Source organism: Candidatus Thorarchaeota archaeon (assembly GCA_021498125.1).
Taxonomy (GTDB): Archaea; Asgardarchaeota; Thorarchaeia; order Thorarchaeales; family Thorarchaeaceae; genus B65-G9.
In genome coordinates this window covers 752,572-769,281 of record JAIZWL010000001.1, presented here as the reverse complement: position 1 = coordinate 769,281, position 16,710 = coordinate 752,572, and the positions used below count along the sequence as shown (strand labels likewise).

Below are 16,710 nucleotides of genomic sequence, written 5' to 3'. Positions count from 1 at the left end.
AAATATCTCAGACCAGTGGAGTGATCCCTGGTTCGAGTTGCAACTTCGTGATCGCAACTGTTTTGAAGAGATCACGGAGCTGCTCCATCCTATCCAAGTCCGTACCGACCATCCCGTAAGTCGTGATACCCAGAGTACGTGAGATTGCCTCGGGGGAAAGAGCATTGGAAAGATCCTGATAATTTGCGATGGCAATGACGGTCTTGGGGAGCTTGTGTTTGAGATCGCGTAACAGACTTCTGGCCTGAATCACACCACGCCGAGTACTGCGAAGGATAAGAACACCAACGTCAACCCGCTTGAGATATGCCACCCAGCGTTGCCAGTGATTAGGTGTGCCCGGTAAATCGTAGAGAGTCACAATGCGGTTTGCAACAATGAACCACTCATTAGCCTTTGAGAGATCATCTAACTCAAGAAGTGCTTGGTACAATTCTGCATTAGGCGCAACTGAAGGTTTCAATGTGGGAAAGTATTCCACAACAGCTCGTTCCTGTGTTGCAAGAGCAAAAATCGTCGTCTTTCCTGACCGGGGATACCCGAAAAGAGCAAAACGTACGTAGTCTAGGATTTGCTCATTAAGAAAGACCCGAAGTGCCTTACGAATACGGATATTCAGACGGGTGAGAGATCGCTTTCCAACAATTGCGGGGAACCCTTTGATAATTGTAGAGGCCTTTGCCTTCAGTGGCTCATCATGTTCCAGTTCATCAGCAACAATAAAAACAAAACCACGCCTCGCACGAGCGATTGCAATCTTCAATTTTGCACCATCAGGTGCGACCCAAGTAAGAACGACAAGTGACTTCACGGGGTCTTCACACGGTTCAGATGCAAGATCGAGAGAGGCGTTGACCAGCTCAATTATTGATTCGTCGGGAATATCATAGGAGAAGTATCTGACAGTCAGCACAATGTTCAAGCGTGTTGTCAGAATACCTGCCTCTATAATCATAGCATCACCAGAATTCGTAGGAGAGTTACAATGCAGCGGTTATCGTCCGAAGTAGATTACATTTTACCAATATGAACAATCGTGTTATGAACCTATTCAGTGATTACAAAATAAGAACATGAGCAATACACAGTCGGACCTTGAGAACGGCCATCAGGTCATGTTGCATAATACCGTCCGCGACCCAAATCCACACACGCGGGCATTCACATCAACTTGCGAGAACACCTGCTCAAGGCCATCAGCGCAGAATAGACTGGGCAAACAATCGATGAGTACCATCCTTTTGGCAGAGCGTGAATGAGACACGATCCGCAAAGAGTTCGATACGTGTATACGCCTGAATCGTCGCTCCACGGATTCTTCGGGAGAGGAGAGTCCCACTATTGTACAAGATCATATCATTGAGCCGCCACATCCAAGGCACGTGTCGATGACCATTCAAGACCAATGAACAACCAGTGTCCTCTAGCACTCCAAGTACATCACCAGCATCCTCCACCACATTATATTCACGTCCTGTATGCGGTACCGGAACGAGATGGTGATGTAACGCGAAAATCTTGATTCTATCTCCGGCCTGTTCGAAGAACTCACGGATCTGCGGATAGTGCTCCCGACCAACATGGCCTGCATCGTTATCAGGTTCTGCACTGTCCGCACCATAGAGCGCAATTGACTCGTTTGTGAATGTCTTGAACCGTGAGCCGAATAGACGTTCGAAATGAGCAGCACCATAGTTTCGCTCATCATGATTACCGGGAAGAATCATGAACGGAATCGAGATTCCACTGATAGCATCGTGGAAAGCTTCATACTCCTCTTGAAGACCATCCGTGGTCAGGTCACCCGTGATGAGAAGGAAAGGCGAGGCTATGTCATCGCTCGCCCGCTCCACCTCAGTGATCACTCGTCTCAGATCATCCAGATAGACACCATGCTCTCCAATGTGAATGTCGCTCATATGAAAGATGACCATGAGTGGATCAGACACTACCTATATCCTCCAGACACACAGGCTGAGTGACAGGCTGAATGACAAGCACTATGACAGACACAGGCTGAGTGACAGGCTGAATGACAAGCACTATGACAGGCATCATGTGTGACACAGGCCGAGTGACAGGCATCATGTGTGACACATTTACTTGAGGTATCAATAGGTGATCCCGTTGGCAAGTGAATTATTTGTCCAACACCGTTTAGGACCTGACCAATAGTATCAGCAACATTGGATAAGATCTGACCAGTAGACTTGGCCACATCACCAATAGCATGACCAGTGGCACTGGACAGGTCTTGGAACCAAGAGGGGATAGCACTGGGCACAACATGATCACGGCTTGAAAAGACGTCTCTGACACGAGAGTCATGCTGAGGATGCATGAAGAGCCAATACCAAGTCCAACTATCATGATAGGTCCCATCAAAGTAATACTCCGCCCGAGCAGAGGCGGTAGGACGGGACTCGAACTCGTCCCAAGCTTCATTCATGAGTTCCTCATTGTGTTTTTGTGTCGCCTCAAAGTCGGCATTCCAAGACTTCTCCTGTACCTTGGATGCGATCTCCTCAATCATATCATCGACCTTATCAGAATCAAGATGATTATCAACAACTGCGTCCACAAACAGCTTCTCATAATAGGTAAGTTCGTCGAACTGAAGACCTGTCACTGAGAGTTCCAGCGGTTCGGCCTTGATGATACGAACAGCACCTTTCCGCACGCAGGACATGAGAACCATTGAAACTATCTTTGCACGGGGAATGTTGTTGAAGAATGCAGCCTCCACGGGATCCAGATCGGCTACAGTTCCGGGTGCCCCAAATGTTTGAATGGCAATCTCAGGGGACTCGTAAGCAAAGGTTGTATCATCAGCGGTCCATTTAGCCCCGGGAATCGGTCTGGTTGCCTTATAGCCATACCCAACCACTGCTGCTATCACAAAGATCCCTCCAATAATCATGATGGTAGAAGGTGGAACGAGCGGTGGCTCGACCTCCTGAACATAGATCGACACAGTAAAGGAGAGATAGTCACTGGCATTAACATTTGAAGCGGTGACTAAGAAAGGCAGACTGAGCACTTGACCTTTGTTATCAGGAGTAAATGTATACTTCAGGATGTAAGACTCGCCAGCATTTAATGTGCCAATAAAAGTGCTGAGAGACCCCGAAGTTAGAGTGAGGTTTTCAGGAAGTGAGAACGTTGCTTCAACATCATAGAGCGGCTCATCACCAGAATTGAAGACCGTGACTGACAAGTCAAAATGTGTGTTACCATATGCGTTGATAATGTCAGGAGCAGAATAAGATAACAGCCCCGGTATCATGTGACCTTCAAAGAAACTCCAGTTGGTATAGTGAAAGATAACCAATTGATCATAAGAGGAGGTAAGATAAGCGTCTAGACTCACACTGAAATTACGTGGACTGGCTGCGGCATCTGAAGGGTATGCTAAAAGGTGTAACGCATCAAAAGGCCGCGTACTGCCACCTTGTACGATGCCCTGCCGAGAATCTTGCATATATCCAACATATGATGCACCCTCGGAGGTAATTCCGCCCTCGGAGGTAATCCAGGATGATTGCATAGGGATGGGATAAATCACACGGACATTCTCAGTAGTAATAGACTGATCCCACTGAACCGGAGACCAGTGAAAGACTGCAAGGGAGTTATCATGACTGTCTTTAGTCTCTTCAAGCACTCGATTTGTACTGAAGTATCCAAAGACAATAGTGACGCTTTCACCCTCCTGTGTCCGGGGAGTCCAGTCGAGCGCATATCCATCGGAGAGTTCACGGACGACCAAATCATAATGCGCACCATTCATATCGGCATATGCACGATTCGGGTCGTAGACGGATGACTCTTGAATACCCTTTAGATCAAAACCACCTAATGAACCTGAAACAACTGTGAACGTAATCCAATAGGTTACATTGATTCTTCCGTTGAGCAATATCACAACATCAACATAGACGCTATCAATCGAGACTTCAATATCGTCACTAAGAGTAAATTGTCGATCGTACGCTACATGAGACTGGCGGCCTTTTTCCTGATAGTCAAGCGACGGAACTATATCGTGACCTGTGATAGTTGACCTCGTCCGCGCAGGATGGGCTGAAGTGTTCAAGTTCTCAACGGCTATTTGCAATCCTGTAATGCTGACAGGGACCACAATCAATACGAAAATCAATGCAATGCCAACAACTGCTCGTGCTCTCAAATAGTGTGCCTCCTTCATTTACCTTCCTTGGCGAGTCGATGTGCCGTGTCGCGTAAGAGGTCTTCGGCTGCTCGAAGATGATTTAGAGCGGTTTCTATAGGGTCGTGTGTATCGTACCAATCGATAGTATCAATGACCTTACGAGCAGCACCAATATTGTCGGCCTCGGTCATAAGCATAGTAGAGAATGGTACATGAAGTTGACCAAACCGATCATGCTTCATTAGGTATTCGGTGAGTACCGCATCAACAAGCGATTGGACTGAGTCATGATTTTCAGACTTGCGTACAACACGTTCCAATAGCTCAAAGACGATCTCCGAGACCTCAATCGCGACCATCGCTTCTGTGGCTCCCTAGTCACCCTTCCTTGCACGAATGACCTCTGCCTGAGCAATAGTAAGATTAGAGAGGTCTGCCTTGGCCTCAGCCCACTCGGTCAATGATGGGAAGTTCTGGATCATTCCACTCCAGATGAGATGGTATGCTTGTCTGAGAACTGCGGCGGGTTGCCCACCAGAACCAGTGTACTCGAAAAACGCCTTGAGAACAGCAGGACTTTGCTCAGAGATGTTCGCGGGCACCTCGGTACCAAACCCTGCAAATGCAACACCGATCTCACGCAGAACGTCCATTCGTTCCCTTATTCCCGCAGCAATGACTGGAAGATCCATATCAAACGCGCTGAACTGCATTATCAGTTTCTTGTCTTTTATCGTCCCGTAAGGTAACTTGATTTCATTGGAGCTCATTTTCCTCTCTCCGATATCTCTATGGTTTTTCAGAATCAAAGATTGATAAGCCTTTCACATGTTAGCGGCCATTGGCATATACGAGAATTATGGAAACCGTAAACTGCACAACTCTGAAGAATTGGTCAAGTAATCAATGAAACTTGCAAAAGTGGAGCTGATTGACAAATCAGAGTTACAACAGAGAAACATCTGCCGATATCGTAATGATACCTGCAGCTGAGTAGTCGTTTCAGAACATGTGGCATACGTCCCTAGACTGAGAGATGCACTCTAGTGCGATCTATTTTTGCCCCGTGCAAATTCAAAGATAAAGAAGCCTGTTGCTGCTAATATTAACGAGTCGAGTAATAAAAAGCCTGTAACAAGAGTTCTTGGAAAGAATATATCCACTAGTAAGTTATGAAACATCATAGTGAGAATAAGCCCTACTATCCCCACAACTAGTAATAGAGCAGGCAGTACATTGAGAGTTCGCTCTGCGTCTAAATCGTGGGTCAGTGCATAACCGTTTGCCAAGAAAATTGATGAAAGCATAAGAAGAAGCACTAAAGGAAGATCGGAGAGATTCTGCTGTAATAGAGATAGGCTGGGCTCTGTTTGAGTTAACGACAGCAGTATCTCAAGACTGGCGGATATCACCAACAATAATACCCCAAGTCGGATTTGTTGTTTTGTATCAAACAAGTCATAGCACCTCACAGGAGTTCCTGTACCAATTGTCTGAATTAAAGTGTGGTCGCCAATTCTCAAGTGACCGATCAACATAGATCTGCGCGTGCACCAAATACACGATTCACTATCCCCATATATCCCATGAGAATTCCTTCCTCAATCAACCAATAGGCCAAATGCGTATAAACCATACTAATCATCAAGACCATCTTGTTTGGCGTGGCGAACTCAAATAGAATATCCCGAATTATCCCACAACAAAGGTTGCGGACGGCAGTAAAAGAAAAGGTTATGTGTACGAAAGCATATAATGTACACGAGAATTATGGAAACCGTAACCGCACGACTCTCTGAAGAAATGATCAAACAATTAGAGGTGCTTGCAAAAGAGGAGCAGATTGACCGATCAGAGCTGATAAGACGCGCTCTAGCATATGGAATAAAACGGTTTTTGATTGACAGGGCATTGAAAGCTTATAGAGAGAGAAAGGTAACATTATGGAAAGCAGCAGAAATGGCTGGAGTGTCACTAAGAGAAATGATAGATGAGGCAGATAGGTCTTTAATCCCAATAGCGTATGACATTAAAGACTTGGAGAAGGATTTAGCATTTGCCAAGTAAAAATAGAACTGTAAGTAATGCCAGTCCACTCATACACCTCACAAGGGCTGGAAGAATCGAGTTGCTAAAAGATCTGTTTTCAAATCTTCTCATCCCTCAAACTGTACATATGGAAGTCTGTCGAACAAAAGAAACTCCTGACTCAATTAAAATACAGACCGCGATAGATGCGGGATGGATCCGAGTCGTTGATATGGACAATACACTCGCAAAACGCATTGGTAAGAATACAGGAATCCATCGAGGGGAGGCTACTGCAATAGTTCTCGCAAAGAAAGAATCAGCGCTGTTACTGATTGATGACAAAGTGGGAAGAACGATTGCAGAAATGTTTGGAATAAAATGTTTAGGAACAGTTGGAGTGCTTCTTCAGGCGGTATCATCACAGTTAATGGATAAGAATGATATGATTCATACATTAGATAGAATGATAGATAAAGGCTTCAGATTAGAGGCCAGAGTGTATAGAAGAGTACTTCAAATGGTTAAAGAATTATAGGAAATAATGGTTATAATAAGCCATCGAGATCATATCAAAGATTCGCCGAATATTGAAGATCGACCACCAACAGTAACGGTCGACAACAACCTCAACATCGTGATGAAGGCCCTACTTGAAAAATTAAGAAATATCAATAGACTGACTAGCGGATAGTGGATCGACTTTATCATGGAGAGGGACTAATTCGAGCCTAAATGAATCGAGTTTGCGTCTAATCATGGTAAATTGCAGACGAAGACCCTGTAATGATGCGTGGTGTTTTGCCCTATAGTATTCAATAAGACTAAGAAGAGATGCAACTATACCAAAAGAGGCTACGGGAAGATTGAAGAAAACACTCAACAAGTTACCAGTATTTGGAAGCGGACAAATATAGTCCCATATCGCTTGCAGTCCATGCGAAAAGAACATTACGATGATCGGAACAAATGCTAAGAGCAAGATACGAATTCGCCCGATTTGAATGACGTGCTCACGGAGTGCGGTCATATATAATCTGTGAAGGGGAGGATATACAATTAGACCGACTAGACCACCGATAATGATACAGAGGTACAAGACAGGTTTGACGTATGCCACACCTAAAAATGCAACTAGAGCGTCATCGACCGGATTATGGACAATAAAGACGTAGGGGGAGAGAAGATACGGTAAGGTCATAACGAATGCTAGAACAAAGAGCGTTAAATAGATCCAATTGATATGCACTATCGCCATTGGCTCTGGAACTCTGCGCGCTTCTAGACGTTCATTATCACGTTCCATCTCTCTCACCTATCATGCGAATCTATGATCGAATATAGTGTTCCATCACAGGGCACAGGCCATGCGAAAATATGAATTTAACTCGTGAACAAATCATAGGATGACCACCGAAAATATCCCAGTCGATGAAGATTTGATACCAAGCATACAAATTTGTAGGTGGTAAATCAGTCATTCAGATCCAGAGCCAGATTCGGTTTCTGAACCAGTACGCTCACGATGAATGGCCAGTGCATTCAGAGAAGATGTCAACAGCCCTAGAGCATGAGCTAATTATGAGAGATCGATGGAATGGTTAGACGAAGAATAGGATGCTGCATTAGGGAGAGGCACAAGTTCAAGTCTAACTGAGGACTTTAATCGAAAATAATGCCTAAATGAAATAAGATGGAGCATATATTGGTGCCAGATCACAGTGGGCCGTATCCGGAAACCCCGCCGGGATGCTTGATACTTAGCCCTATAATATTCAATAAGATTGACAAGAGATACTACTATACCAAAAATAAGCCCGGGATACATAATAAATAGAAGCAATAAAGTACCGCTATTTGGATAAGGACAGATAAAATCCCATAAAACCATTAGTCCTGAAGACCAAACTATGCCCCAAAAAGAACCACTTGTCAGAAAGACAATACGCCTGCGCCCAAAGTAAATGACTTGACCACGCAATACTGCATTGTACATGTGATGGACAGGAATGCACAAGAGTAGACCGACTATTCCACCCAGAACAGTACAAAGAGCCAACACTGGTTTAACATTGGTCACTCCTAGAAATGTGACCAACGCAACATCCACAGGATTATGATTGAAATAAACATAAGGTGAAGGGAAATAGGGATAGACAAGGACAACGAATAGTAAGGCGGAGAGCAATAAAGTGATCCAATTTATTTTTGCCATTGTTGAAAATTCTAGGTAATCCCTATCGTTGTCAGCACCAGTATTATGATCTCGTTCCATCCCTATCTCCGCCTCCCACAATAATATCACCGGATATAGTGACCGTTACATGGCTGGAGCAAATATGTAGTAAACGAAACATTTAGAGAGCTATTAATATATTGTTGTACACACACACCCCAAAAAAACTGAATTCTCCAGACTATCATGTTTGTAGTTTCTATGAGCTGATATCTGAAGGAGTTCGCAGAAACCCAACCGTCAACGAAAACACAAACAATATGATCGTTGCCATCAAAAAGTACATTGTCACTTCTTGAAGTGCAGATGCAGCTATCATGTTAAGCAAAATTACCAGTATGATAATCGGAAGTACATAAATTCGAGGCTGAACATAGAATCCTTTCGAAAATCTAAAAGAGCGTCCAACAAGATATGAATAGCCTCCAAGAGAAACAAGACCAAGCACGGTCAGGGGAATCCAAAAAATGCTAAGTTGAAAGATTATCAGTGCAAGCATACCGATTAGACCGGGCAATAACACACAGAACAGTGCGATTTGATGTTTTGAAGAAAAGAAATCTTCGGTCAAAGAGATCACCTACAATCGAATACCATTCAAACCTGCATACAGGGCGATAAATGCGGCTACCGTATCTCCCAATGAGAGTGATAAAGTATCAATTGCGCCAAGCATCAGACATGCTTCAAGACTTTCTGGATTTGCCTGGAAAATTATATTATTGAAGAGCGAAACAACATAGACTGCTATGCTTGGCAATAGTGATTTCAATACCGCCACAACAACAGGAACTAGACCTTGAGCTAATGAGATGGCTCCATGGGCCGCCAGACCTACAGGAATGTAGGTTAACACCGTAGCAATTATACTAATTATAATGAAATCAGTGACCATCTCCTTTAGAAAAACATCTGGATGAGTCAGACCAAAATAGTTGAGACCATTAAAATCAAGTACACCATACACATAGTCAGTTCCGTGGCTGTGAATTGCAATACCCGTATTGAGTATGGGAATTCCTGGCCAGCGTGATACTGTTCCCGTGCCAGAACAATAATAACTAGTATAACTATAGGGAGTCTGCCGCTTGTACATTATTGCTCCACCATAACCATTTAGATCAAAGGAGTGTACACCATACACAATATTAAGAGGAATAAAATTGGCGGGTTCATGTGTCAAATCCGTCATACGAAGAAGCAAAGCAGTTCCTAAGAAACGGGAAGGACGCAATAATAATGTAACAATGAAACCACCCAGAACAGCATCAATAGAATCAGGGAACCCGATAACTTGTGTAACAGGAATATACTTGTTAATCTCTGAAGATTTGCAAGCCAAGATTAGATCATTCCCGGGAGTCATTTTGATTCTACTACTAAATGCATTCCACGAGATGACCCGTGAACCTGCCAGAATTCCATTTTCAGACCCATGTGATACCCAAACGACCCTTCCGGCAGTCCGATGGATGGTCAGTGCATACTCCAACGATTCATACTCCACAATTCGCACATGCGGATCATTTGCTACGATGGTTTGGACAGCAGTATTCACTGCACGGTCATGATGCATGACAACCACCACATCCGAGACCACGGGTGCCGAGAGCGGCATGATCCACAACGGCGACAACACAGCAATCACAAGCAGTAGTGTCCTTAATTTCAAAAGATTACGTCCATGACGACCGACCGACCGACCGACCGACCGACCTAGCTCCACTCGTGTATCACGTACACGATCAACTAGCCCCATATATCCCATGAGAATTCCTTCCTCAATCAATCAATAGGCCAAATGCGTATAAACCTTACTGATCATAAAGACCGTCTTGTTTGGCGTGTCTAACTAACGTATGATGTTAAAGACGTGGAAAGCGATTTAGTATTTGCCAAGAGAAAATAGAACTGTAAGGAATGCCAGTCCACTAACTACTTCATCCGGTTATGGCAAGCGTCAGACATTTTTAAAAAATGCGCGAACAGTGAGGATAGACCACCAATGGTATGGCTGTAATCTATATAACGGTTCGAATAATAATTAAAACGGCCACTTCAAGCAGCAGGGATTTGTATGATACTGCCCAAATACAACTACACTCTGGAGGATCTTCAGTGGATCCCCACATTCATGAGCGAGGTCAAAGACTACTTCTTCGCACGGCCTGAAGACAACCTATTGATTCTCCGGCCCAACAAAGTAATGCACCTCAATCGAACGGGAATGCTCATGCTCAAGATGCTCCTTGAAGGGGCAACACCGGCAGAGATCGTGGATGTGTTTACCAAGCAGGGGGCAGACCAGCAGCAAGTATTGAACGACATGGCTGCCTTTGTTGACGATCTCAGAAACATGGTTGCGGGTAATCAGAACATATACACGTACAAGACCGCTCGCATCGTTCCCTTTGGAACTGGCGAGATCAAGTTCCCTGTCCTCAGTGAGATCGCCCTTACGTACCGATGTAATAATCGGTGCCGCTTTTGTTATGCATACTCTCCCTACCGAGAGTCAGGAGAGATGACAACCGAAGAGGTCAAGCGGGTCATCGATATCATTGCGGATGATGCACATGTTCCCAGCCTCTCTTTCACCGGCGGCGAACCAACTCTTCGAAAAGATCTCTTCGAACTCATACGATACGGTCGAGAGAAAGGACTGAGGATGAACCTGATAACGAACGGCCGGCGCTGCGCGGATCCGGAGTTCGTACAAAAGCTTGTTGACGCGGGTCTCAATAGTGCACAGGTCTCAATTGAGGGTCCTGATGCGGAAACTCATGATTACATAGTTGGTGTTCCGGGAGCCTTTGAACAGACCGTGCAGGGAATCAAGAACCTACGCAAGACTGACATCTACACGCACTGCAACACGACCATCTGCCGCCCGAACATGGACAAGCTCGAACAACTCGTTGACTTTCACAAGGATGTCTTAGGTCTCTCGTACTTCAGTATGAACATGGTAATCTACACGGGTAGCGCTGTGAAGTTCCGGGAAGAACTCCAGGTCAAGTATTCAGAGATAGGAACTATAGTTGAACGTGTGCAACGCCGTGCAAAGAAGAAGGGCATTCAATTTGTCTGGTATGCACCCACACCGATCTGCCTCTTCAATCCCATCGCCCACGGTCTCGGAGCAAAGACCTGTGCCGCATGTGACGGCCTAATCTCTGTAGATGCGGAGGGTGGACTGTTACCGTGCTCGAGTTTCAGCGAGCCGGTTGGAGACCTGTTACATGACGGTTTTGAAAAGGTATGGTATAGTCGGGCCGCCAAGTTCTGGAGAAACAAAGACTATGCACCAGAGGGCTGTAAAAAATGTGACAAGTTCGATTATTGCTGGGGTGGCTGTCCACTCTATTGGGACGTACAAGGATATGATGAGATAAAGCCATTCTGGGGCGAGAGTAGCAAAATGACATCTAAGCTTGACAACATCCGATTAACACTTCGAAGAAGAATAAAAGGGGATCAGCACGGATTGATCCCCGAGTCGGACAAATAGAATTGCACGATGCTCAATAGTGATTGGTTCTGACTGGTCAGTTACCTCCGGTAGTAGTAGATAGCAGATAGAATTGCAACTGCAATCGATGCGACCCAAAATACAACAAACAGCAGAAGCATATTGGTTGGGCTCATAGGTGCTAATGAGAGAAAGATGATGAGAAAGGGAAGAATATAGACTTGAAAGAGAAACCCATTTCTGCCCGAACGTTCTAGGAGATGAGTAGTTCGTTCATCTCGGAATCGTTGATGATAAACTGTAAAGCCAATCATGACAGTAATGAAAATGGCCCCAGATAGAGAAGTCACAATCAGATCCTCTGAAGTAGCGTGGAAGACTACCGCATCAATGAAGATCATTGTGCCCCAAGACGATACTAACACTACTAATAGCACCATGAGCGTCTTGTTTGAAAAATTAATGGTGTCACCGTTCATAACCATATACTCCAGTTATTTCTTGTAATAATATAAAACAGAGAGGTAGAAGATACCAATAGCACCAAACCAAAGTGCAAATATCATCAATACTGCGTGGGCCATTGTCATCTGCCCTGATGCCAATACAGCTGCAACCCAAGGAAGTGCCATTAGCACAAGAAGTGCAACGTTTCGAGAAGAGTATCCAATTAGCTGGGTAAATCGCTCATCTTGATATTTTCGTACTACGTGTGAGGATAACACACCACCGACAACGCCACCGATCACTCCGCCAATTGTTCCGTCTATACTGGTAAATACACCAGGTCCGATAAGCCACAAAGACACAGCAATAATGGTCACAATTATGATGACCAGAACACCACTCATGACATCACGTCTCATGTTCATCATCTCTATACTCAAACACTTCTTCAATACTCAGTCCAAAGACTCTTGCAATTTTGAAAGCCAACTCGAGAGATGGATTGTAGGTTCCTTTCTCCATCGAGATGATCGTCTGTCGGGTGACTCCAAGTCTCTTCGCCAACCCTTCTTGAGACCATTCTTCAGGAGATGCGGACTCCTTTTTCTTCCGCTCACGAATTTCCTTGAGCTTGTTGACAATCATCGGTTACACCTCTCGATGTTGTAAAGTACACTTTACGTAAAGTACACTTTACATATAAATTTGCCGTTTCGCTCCGAGATCGGTCTTTAGTACCGTAAGATGTTCCTTCAACAGAGGCATGCGCACAGTGTATAGACTTTAATTGTGGAATCACAAGTGAAATGTCATGTATGTCGAAGAACTTCTCACACCTGCGCTCATAGTCAACTATGACGCATTATTGAGAAATATAACTCGGATGGCAAGGCGTGCAAAAGAGTTTGGTGTTGATCTCAGGCCGCATATCAAGACCCATAAGTGTATCGAGATCGCGGATCTTCAACAGAAGATGGGGGCCAAGGGTTTCACGGTTGCAACGGTGTATGAGGCGCAAGTTTTTGCAGATGCGGGATTTGAAGACATAACACTTGCAATGCCACTGGCCTTGGACAAATTTCCCATCATATCCGAGTTAGCACGAAAGATCACCCTGAACGTACTTGTTGACCATCCATTGACTGTTGAGAAACTTGCTGAATTCATGGCACAAGAAAAGTTGGACATAGAAGTTCTTGTCAAGGTGGATGTGGGCTATCACAGGTGTGGAGTGGATCCTGACGACCCCGCAGCAATTCATCTTGTCGAGCAGATCTCAAAGGCGCCGCATCTGCACTTCAAAGGACTCCTGACTCATGGTGGGGACACCTATGACGGAAAGTCGGTTGAAGAGGTTCGCAGAGCAGCACAGAAAGAACAGCAGAAGATATTGCTACTGGCCAAACGGCTAGGAGAGCATGATCCGCGACTTGCCCCTGAGACCGTGTCCATAGGCTCGACACCAAGTATGTCACTCACCGAAGAGATGATGGACGGCATCACGGAAATCAGACCGGGGAACTATGTCTTTCATGATTATGAACAGGTCGCACTTGGTTCATGTGGCTTGGAAGACTGTGCTCTCAGAGTGCTTGCAAGTGTCATCGGAGTGTATGATGATCGAATCGTTGTTGACGCCGGAGCTACGGCATTATCAGTAGATCCCGGTCCACGCCATATCGAACCGGACTGTGGCTATGGAAAGATTGTCACAGACGAGGGGAGACTAATAACGGGTCTCAGAATAACAGGTCTCTCACAGGAGCATGGAAAGATCGCGTTCACAAAAGGAATGTCGCACACCTACGAACCGGGTATGAAACTACAAATCGTCCCAAATCATTCTTGCTTGACAGCAAATCTTGACGACGTTTACAATGTGGTCAGTAATGGCGAAGTAATCAAACAGTGGAAGATCCACAGGGGACATATCCAGAGCCCCCTGTGAAAAAATGTCAAACTCACACGTGATTAACAATCATGTGGCCGCAATAGGGACAGACTTCCTCTTCTCCCGGAAGAACCGGAGCCTGAAGCTTGCCACCACAGTTCGGACACTCAGTAATAGCATTCGGTAGTTGTGCAACTGCCTCGGCTGTATACACAACGCGCGAATTGCGGTCGATCGTTCCACGGAATTTTCCACTCTCAGAGAGTTCGCTCAATGCCTCAACAATCTGCTCGTCTGTCGAGTTGGTCACGCGCGCGATCTGATCAAAGGTCATCCGGCGGTGTGCATATAGCAAGTGAAGTAGACTCTCTTGAAGACTGACTGCACCGGGACTGACGATCTCACCCTTTGCAGTATCAAGATAGACAAGAGGAAATCTTCTCCGTGCAAGTTTCTCAGCAGCATCAGCAACGTAGTCTTGGGTCACTCCAAGCTCACGAGCGGCTGCACCAACACCAATACGCCCCTCTTGTTGTACAAGCGCGATCAGCTTACCAGACACATCGCCCACTCGCGCCGCTCTTGTGCCTCGTGCGAGAGCCCATAGCCCAACAATAAGTTCGGGCATAGCAACTATCCCCCATGCAACCATTCCTGAAGCGATCAGAGTGGTCATATTTCCAGAGAGAGCCATAGTAGCCTGAGCTACAATGAGAGTCATTGCTATTGAGACGATCAATAAGACAAGTCCGAAGATCTGAAGAACACGAGCATTCAACCATTCCAGCCTCAAACTGGTAAATTAGCGAACACAGTTATAGATTTCGACCAACAGAGATGAAAAATCCGGTTAGAAAAGCGAAATGCGCAGAGTTTTGCTAGGTTCGAGGGAAGGGTATTTGCGATAGAATGATTTATCTACAGTGAAGCCCACTCAGCATTGTAATTACACCCTGAAGGAAGTAAAGGTAATGGTGATCGATCGAGAGGGAGCCACTTCGGCTATCATCCTACATTTCAAGGCGGGACAATCAGTTAGCCTGCCGGCTGAGTTCGTAGCTGACATCGGGGAGAGCGCTGCACTTACTGTTCTTCATCACAAGGACAGGATTATGAAAATCTATCCAGTGTCATCAGACAACATCTACTTGTTACGAATTGAGATCAGTGACCTCTCAAGGGACTTTCTGAAGCAGCTCAATTTCGCATTTAATGACGCGAAGCTGTCGGACATCATTTTCACCACCGGAGTCTGCCTCAGGGGCGAGAAGTGCTACTATGAATGTTACTTTGTTCCTGACCAACTCATCATATCTCTTGACGAGCTTCAGGACAGCCTAGAGAAGATTCCTGGTGTAACACGAGTAGTCCTGAGAAAGGTCAATGTTTCATGATGCACGCTCGCGAGGCGTGCACCACACCGTTTTCCCCGGTGTCCACAATACGTGGAGACTGGAGAGATGATGATATTATTTTCAGCAAGTTGAGTTCATAGCTCAGAGTCTAAAAGAAAAAAGAGGACACATCCCCGATCTAAAAATCGAGGAAGTGTCGGTGGTTTTCGGGAACATAGCTCTTGAGGAAGGTGCTAAGGATCTCGTCGCAATCCCGCTCTAGATCATACCTCTCAAAATACTCCACGACATTTTCGATGTCCGCACGTAGAATCGCTACTATCTGATTCATGTCCGCCCAGGGATCTACAGACTTGGCCTGCGGAAAATCGATGAACCATGCCTTGCCTCTCCACCAGAGAAGATTAAATGGGCTCAGATCACCATGAGTATAGTGGGCATCACGGTACAACCGCAGATAGTCGTCGAGTATTTGATCAAGGACCGATTCGGGATTCTCAAGTTCAACATCCTTCAATCGAGGCGCAGGTATCAGTCCATCACCGATGAACCTCATGGTCAGATAGTTACCTACACGACCGATCGGCGTGGGCACTGGAACTCCGACTGTAAAGGCAGCAGTGAGCACGTCAAACTCCTTTGCTGCAAGCATCTCCATCTTTCCAAGAGCAAAGAAACCGCGCTTTTTTCTCGTCTGGGAAGATTGCCATAGTCGAAAGGCCTTGAGAGCAATGGGGTATTGCTTCCACATTGCAAGGTACACAGAGGCCTCCTTTCCAGACTTGAGTTCCATATGAATACCTGTGGCCAGTCCAAATTCAAGCGCATCACGCCTGACCTCATCAATTGTGATCTCGCGGATTGCAACCTGGCGTCCGGAACGGCCACCACGCTGACGATCTCTTTTGAAAGAGAGAGCACTCCTCTTATGCGGATTGAACTTTTCGACGGGGGTCACTGGGACCTCCCTCCAAAGTCGTAACTTGTTTTGATGTCGTACATTGTTGGTTCTGTGTTGACGCGCATCAGCTGTCCAGTATTACCAAGAGACCAGAATAGATGCAATGTCGACCGGCGATCGATGCCGTCCCCACATCCTCACGCGTCAAA

General features: G+C 45.5%; 20 protein-coding genes. 5 read left to right on the top strand and 15 right to left on the bottom strand.

All coding sequences use genetic code 11. From position 1 onward, the window contains the following. Nucleotides 1-7: 7 nt before the first annotated feature. From K9W43_03870 to K9W43_03845, 6 genes are all read right to left on the bottom strand, one after another. Nucleotides 8-955, bottom strand: coding sequence for a hypothetical protein (locus tag K9W43_03870; protein ID MCF2136357.1), 948 nt, complete (start codon nucleotides 953-955; stop codon nucleotides 8-10). A gap of 241 nt (nucleotides 956-1,196) precedes the next feature. Next, nucleotides 1,197-1,949 (bottom strand): metallophosphoesterase, encoded by a 753-nt coding sequence (locus K9W43_03865; protein ID MCF2136356.1) that lies wholly within the window; start codon nucleotides 1,947-1,949, stop codon nucleotides 1,197-1,199. Next, nucleotides 1,949-4,189: a hypothetical protein gene (locus K9W43_03860; protein MCF2136355.1), complete on the bottom strand. Its 2,241-nt coding sequence runs from the start codon at nucleotides 4,187-4,189 to the stop codon at nucleotides 1,949-1,951. The genes K9W43_03865 and K9W43_03860 overlap by 1 nt, the downstream gene beginning before the upstream one ends. A 14-nt stretch (nucleotides 4,190-4,203) precedes the next feature. Then, entirely contained in the window at nucleotides 4,204-4,530 is a 327-nt protein-coding gene (locus K9W43_03855) for a hypothetical protein (protein ID MCF2136354.1), read from the bottom strand. 15 nt (nucleotides 4,531-4,545) lie between these two features. Further along, a complete protein-coding gene (locus K9W43_03850; GenBank protein MCF2136353.1) occupies nucleotides 4,546-4,941 on the bottom strand; it encodes a hypothetical protein in 396 nt (131 codons plus the stop codon). Between the two features lie 273 nt (nucleotides 4,942-5,214). Then, nucleotides 5,215-5,628 (bottom strand): hypothetical protein, encoded by a 414-nt coding sequence (locus K9W43_03845; GenBank protein MCF2136352.1) that lies wholly within the window; start codon nucleotides 5,626-5,628, stop codon nucleotides 5,215-5,217. 313 nt (nucleotides 5,629-5,941) lie between these two features. Between K9W43_03845 and K9W43_03840 the strand changes: the two genes are divergently transcribed. Both K9W43_03840 and K9W43_03835 read left to right on the top strand, forming a co-directional pair. Continuing rightward, nucleotides 5,942-6,238 carry a UPF0175 family protein gene (locus K9W43_03840; protein ID MCF2136351.1) on the top strand — a complete coding sequence of 99 codons (297 nt, stop codon included), beginning with the start codon at nucleotides 5,942-5,944 and terminating at the stop codon, nucleotides 6,236-6,238. Next, nucleotides 6,228-6,737, top strand: coding sequence for a DUF3368 domain-containing protein (locus K9W43_03835; GenBank protein MCF2136350.1), 510 nt, complete (start codon nucleotides 6,228-6,230; stop codon nucleotides 6,735-6,737). The genes K9W43_03840 and K9W43_03835 overlap by 11 nt, the downstream gene beginning before the upstream one ends. 123 nt (nucleotides 6,738-6,860) lie before the next feature. Here K9W43_03835 and K9W43_03830 read toward each other — a convergent pair whose 3' ends face one another. The 4 genes from K9W43_03830 to K9W43_03815 form a co-directional block, all read right to left on the bottom strand. Then, nucleotides 6,861-7,505 (bottom strand): hypothetical protein, encoded by a 645-nt coding sequence (locus K9W43_03830; GenBank protein MCF2136349.1) that lies wholly within the window; start codon nucleotides 7,503-7,505, stop codon nucleotides 6,861-6,863. Between the two features lie 273 nt (nucleotides 7,506-7,778). Continuing rightward, entirely contained in the window at nucleotides 7,779-8,474 is a 696-nt protein-coding gene (locus tag K9W43_03825) for a hypothetical protein (GenBank protein ID MCF2136348.1), read from the bottom strand. Nucleotides 8,475-8,634: 160 nt separating this feature from the next. Beyond that, nucleotides 8,635-9,006 carry a hypothetical protein gene (locus K9W43_03820; protein ID MCF2136347.1) on the bottom strand — a complete coding sequence of 124 codons (372 nt, stop codon included), beginning with the start codon at nucleotides 9,004-9,006 and terminating at the stop codon, nucleotides 8,635-8,637. A 9-nt stretch (nucleotides 9,007-9,015) separates the two neighbouring features. Continuing rightward, on the bottom strand, nucleotides 9,016-10,224 hold the full coding sequence (locus K9W43_03815; protein MCF2136346.1) for a hypothetical protein: 1,209 nt from the start codon (nucleotides 10,222-10,224) through the stop codon (nucleotides 9,016-9,018). Nucleotides 10,225-10,512: 288 nt separating this feature from the next. On the opposite strand from K9W43_03815, the gene K9W43_03810 reads away from it, so the two are divergent. Next, on the top strand, nucleotides 10,513-11,946 hold the full coding sequence (locus tag K9W43_03810) for a PqqD family peptide modification chaperone (protein ID MCF2136345.1): 1,434 nt from the start codon (nucleotides 10,513-10,515) through the stop codon (nucleotides 11,944-11,946). Between the two features lie 41 nt (nucleotides 11,947-11,987). Here K9W43_03810 and K9W43_03805 read toward each other — a convergent pair whose 3' ends face one another. Genes K9W43_03805 through K9W43_03795 form a run of 3 tightly spaced genes read right to left on the bottom strand, consistent with a single transcriptional unit; the run spans nucleotide 11,988 to nucleotide 12,999 of the window. Beyond that, nucleotides 11,988-12,386: a hypothetical protein gene (locus tag K9W43_03805; GenBank protein ID MCF2136344.1), complete on the bottom strand. Its 399-nt coding sequence runs from the start codon at nucleotides 12,384-12,386 to the stop codon at nucleotides 11,988-11,990. A 15-nt stretch (nucleotides 12,387-12,401) separates the two neighbouring features. Beyond that, on the bottom strand, nucleotides 12,402-12,773 hold the full coding sequence (locus K9W43_03800) for a hypothetical protein (protein MCF2136343.1): 372 nt from the start codon (nucleotides 12,771-12,773) through the stop codon (nucleotides 12,402-12,404). Further along, nucleotides 12,763-12,999, bottom strand: a complete 237-nt coding sequence (locus K9W43_03795) for a helix-turn-helix transcriptional regulator (protein MCF2136342.1) — start codon at nucleotides 12,997-12,999, stop codon at nucleotides 12,763-12,765. Before K9W43_03795 ends, K9W43_03800 begins: the two co-directional genes overlap by 11 nt. A gap of 166 nt (nucleotides 13,000-13,165) precedes the next feature. Here K9W43_03795 and K9W43_03790 point away from each other — a divergent pair, with 166 nt between their 5' ends. Further along, nucleotides 13,166-14,302 carry an alanine racemase gene (locus tag K9W43_03790; GenBank protein MCF2136341.1) on the top strand — a complete coding sequence of 379 codons (1,137 nt, stop codon included), beginning with the start codon at nucleotides 13,166-13,168 and terminating at the stop codon, nucleotides 14,300-14,302. Between the two features lie 13 nt (nucleotides 14,303-14,315). On the opposite strand, the gene K9W43_03785 is transcribed toward K9W43_03790, so the two are convergent. After that, entirely contained in the window at nucleotides 14,316-15,023 is a 708-nt protein-coding gene (locus K9W43_03785; GenBank protein MCF2136340.1) for a hypothetical protein, read from the bottom strand. A gap of 145 nt (nucleotides 15,024-15,168) precedes the next feature. On the opposite strand from K9W43_03785, the gene K9W43_03780 reads away from it, so the two are divergent. Further along, the gene (locus tag K9W43_03780; protein ID MCF2136339.1) at nucleotides 15,169-15,639 is read left to right on the top strand and encodes a hypothetical protein; all 471 of its coding nucleotides are present in this window, start codon (nucleotides 15,169-15,171) and stop codon (nucleotides 15,637-15,639) included. A 139-nt stretch (nucleotides 15,640-15,778) separates the two neighbouring features. Here K9W43_03780 and K9W43_03775 read toward each other — a convergent pair whose 3' ends face one another. Continuing rightward, on the bottom strand, nucleotides 15,779-16,558 hold the full coding sequence (locus K9W43_03775) for a hypothetical protein (protein ID MCF2136338.1): 780 nt from the start codon (nucleotides 16,556-16,558) through the stop codon (nucleotides 15,779-15,781). Nucleotides 16,559-16,710: the final 152 nt, after the last annotated feature.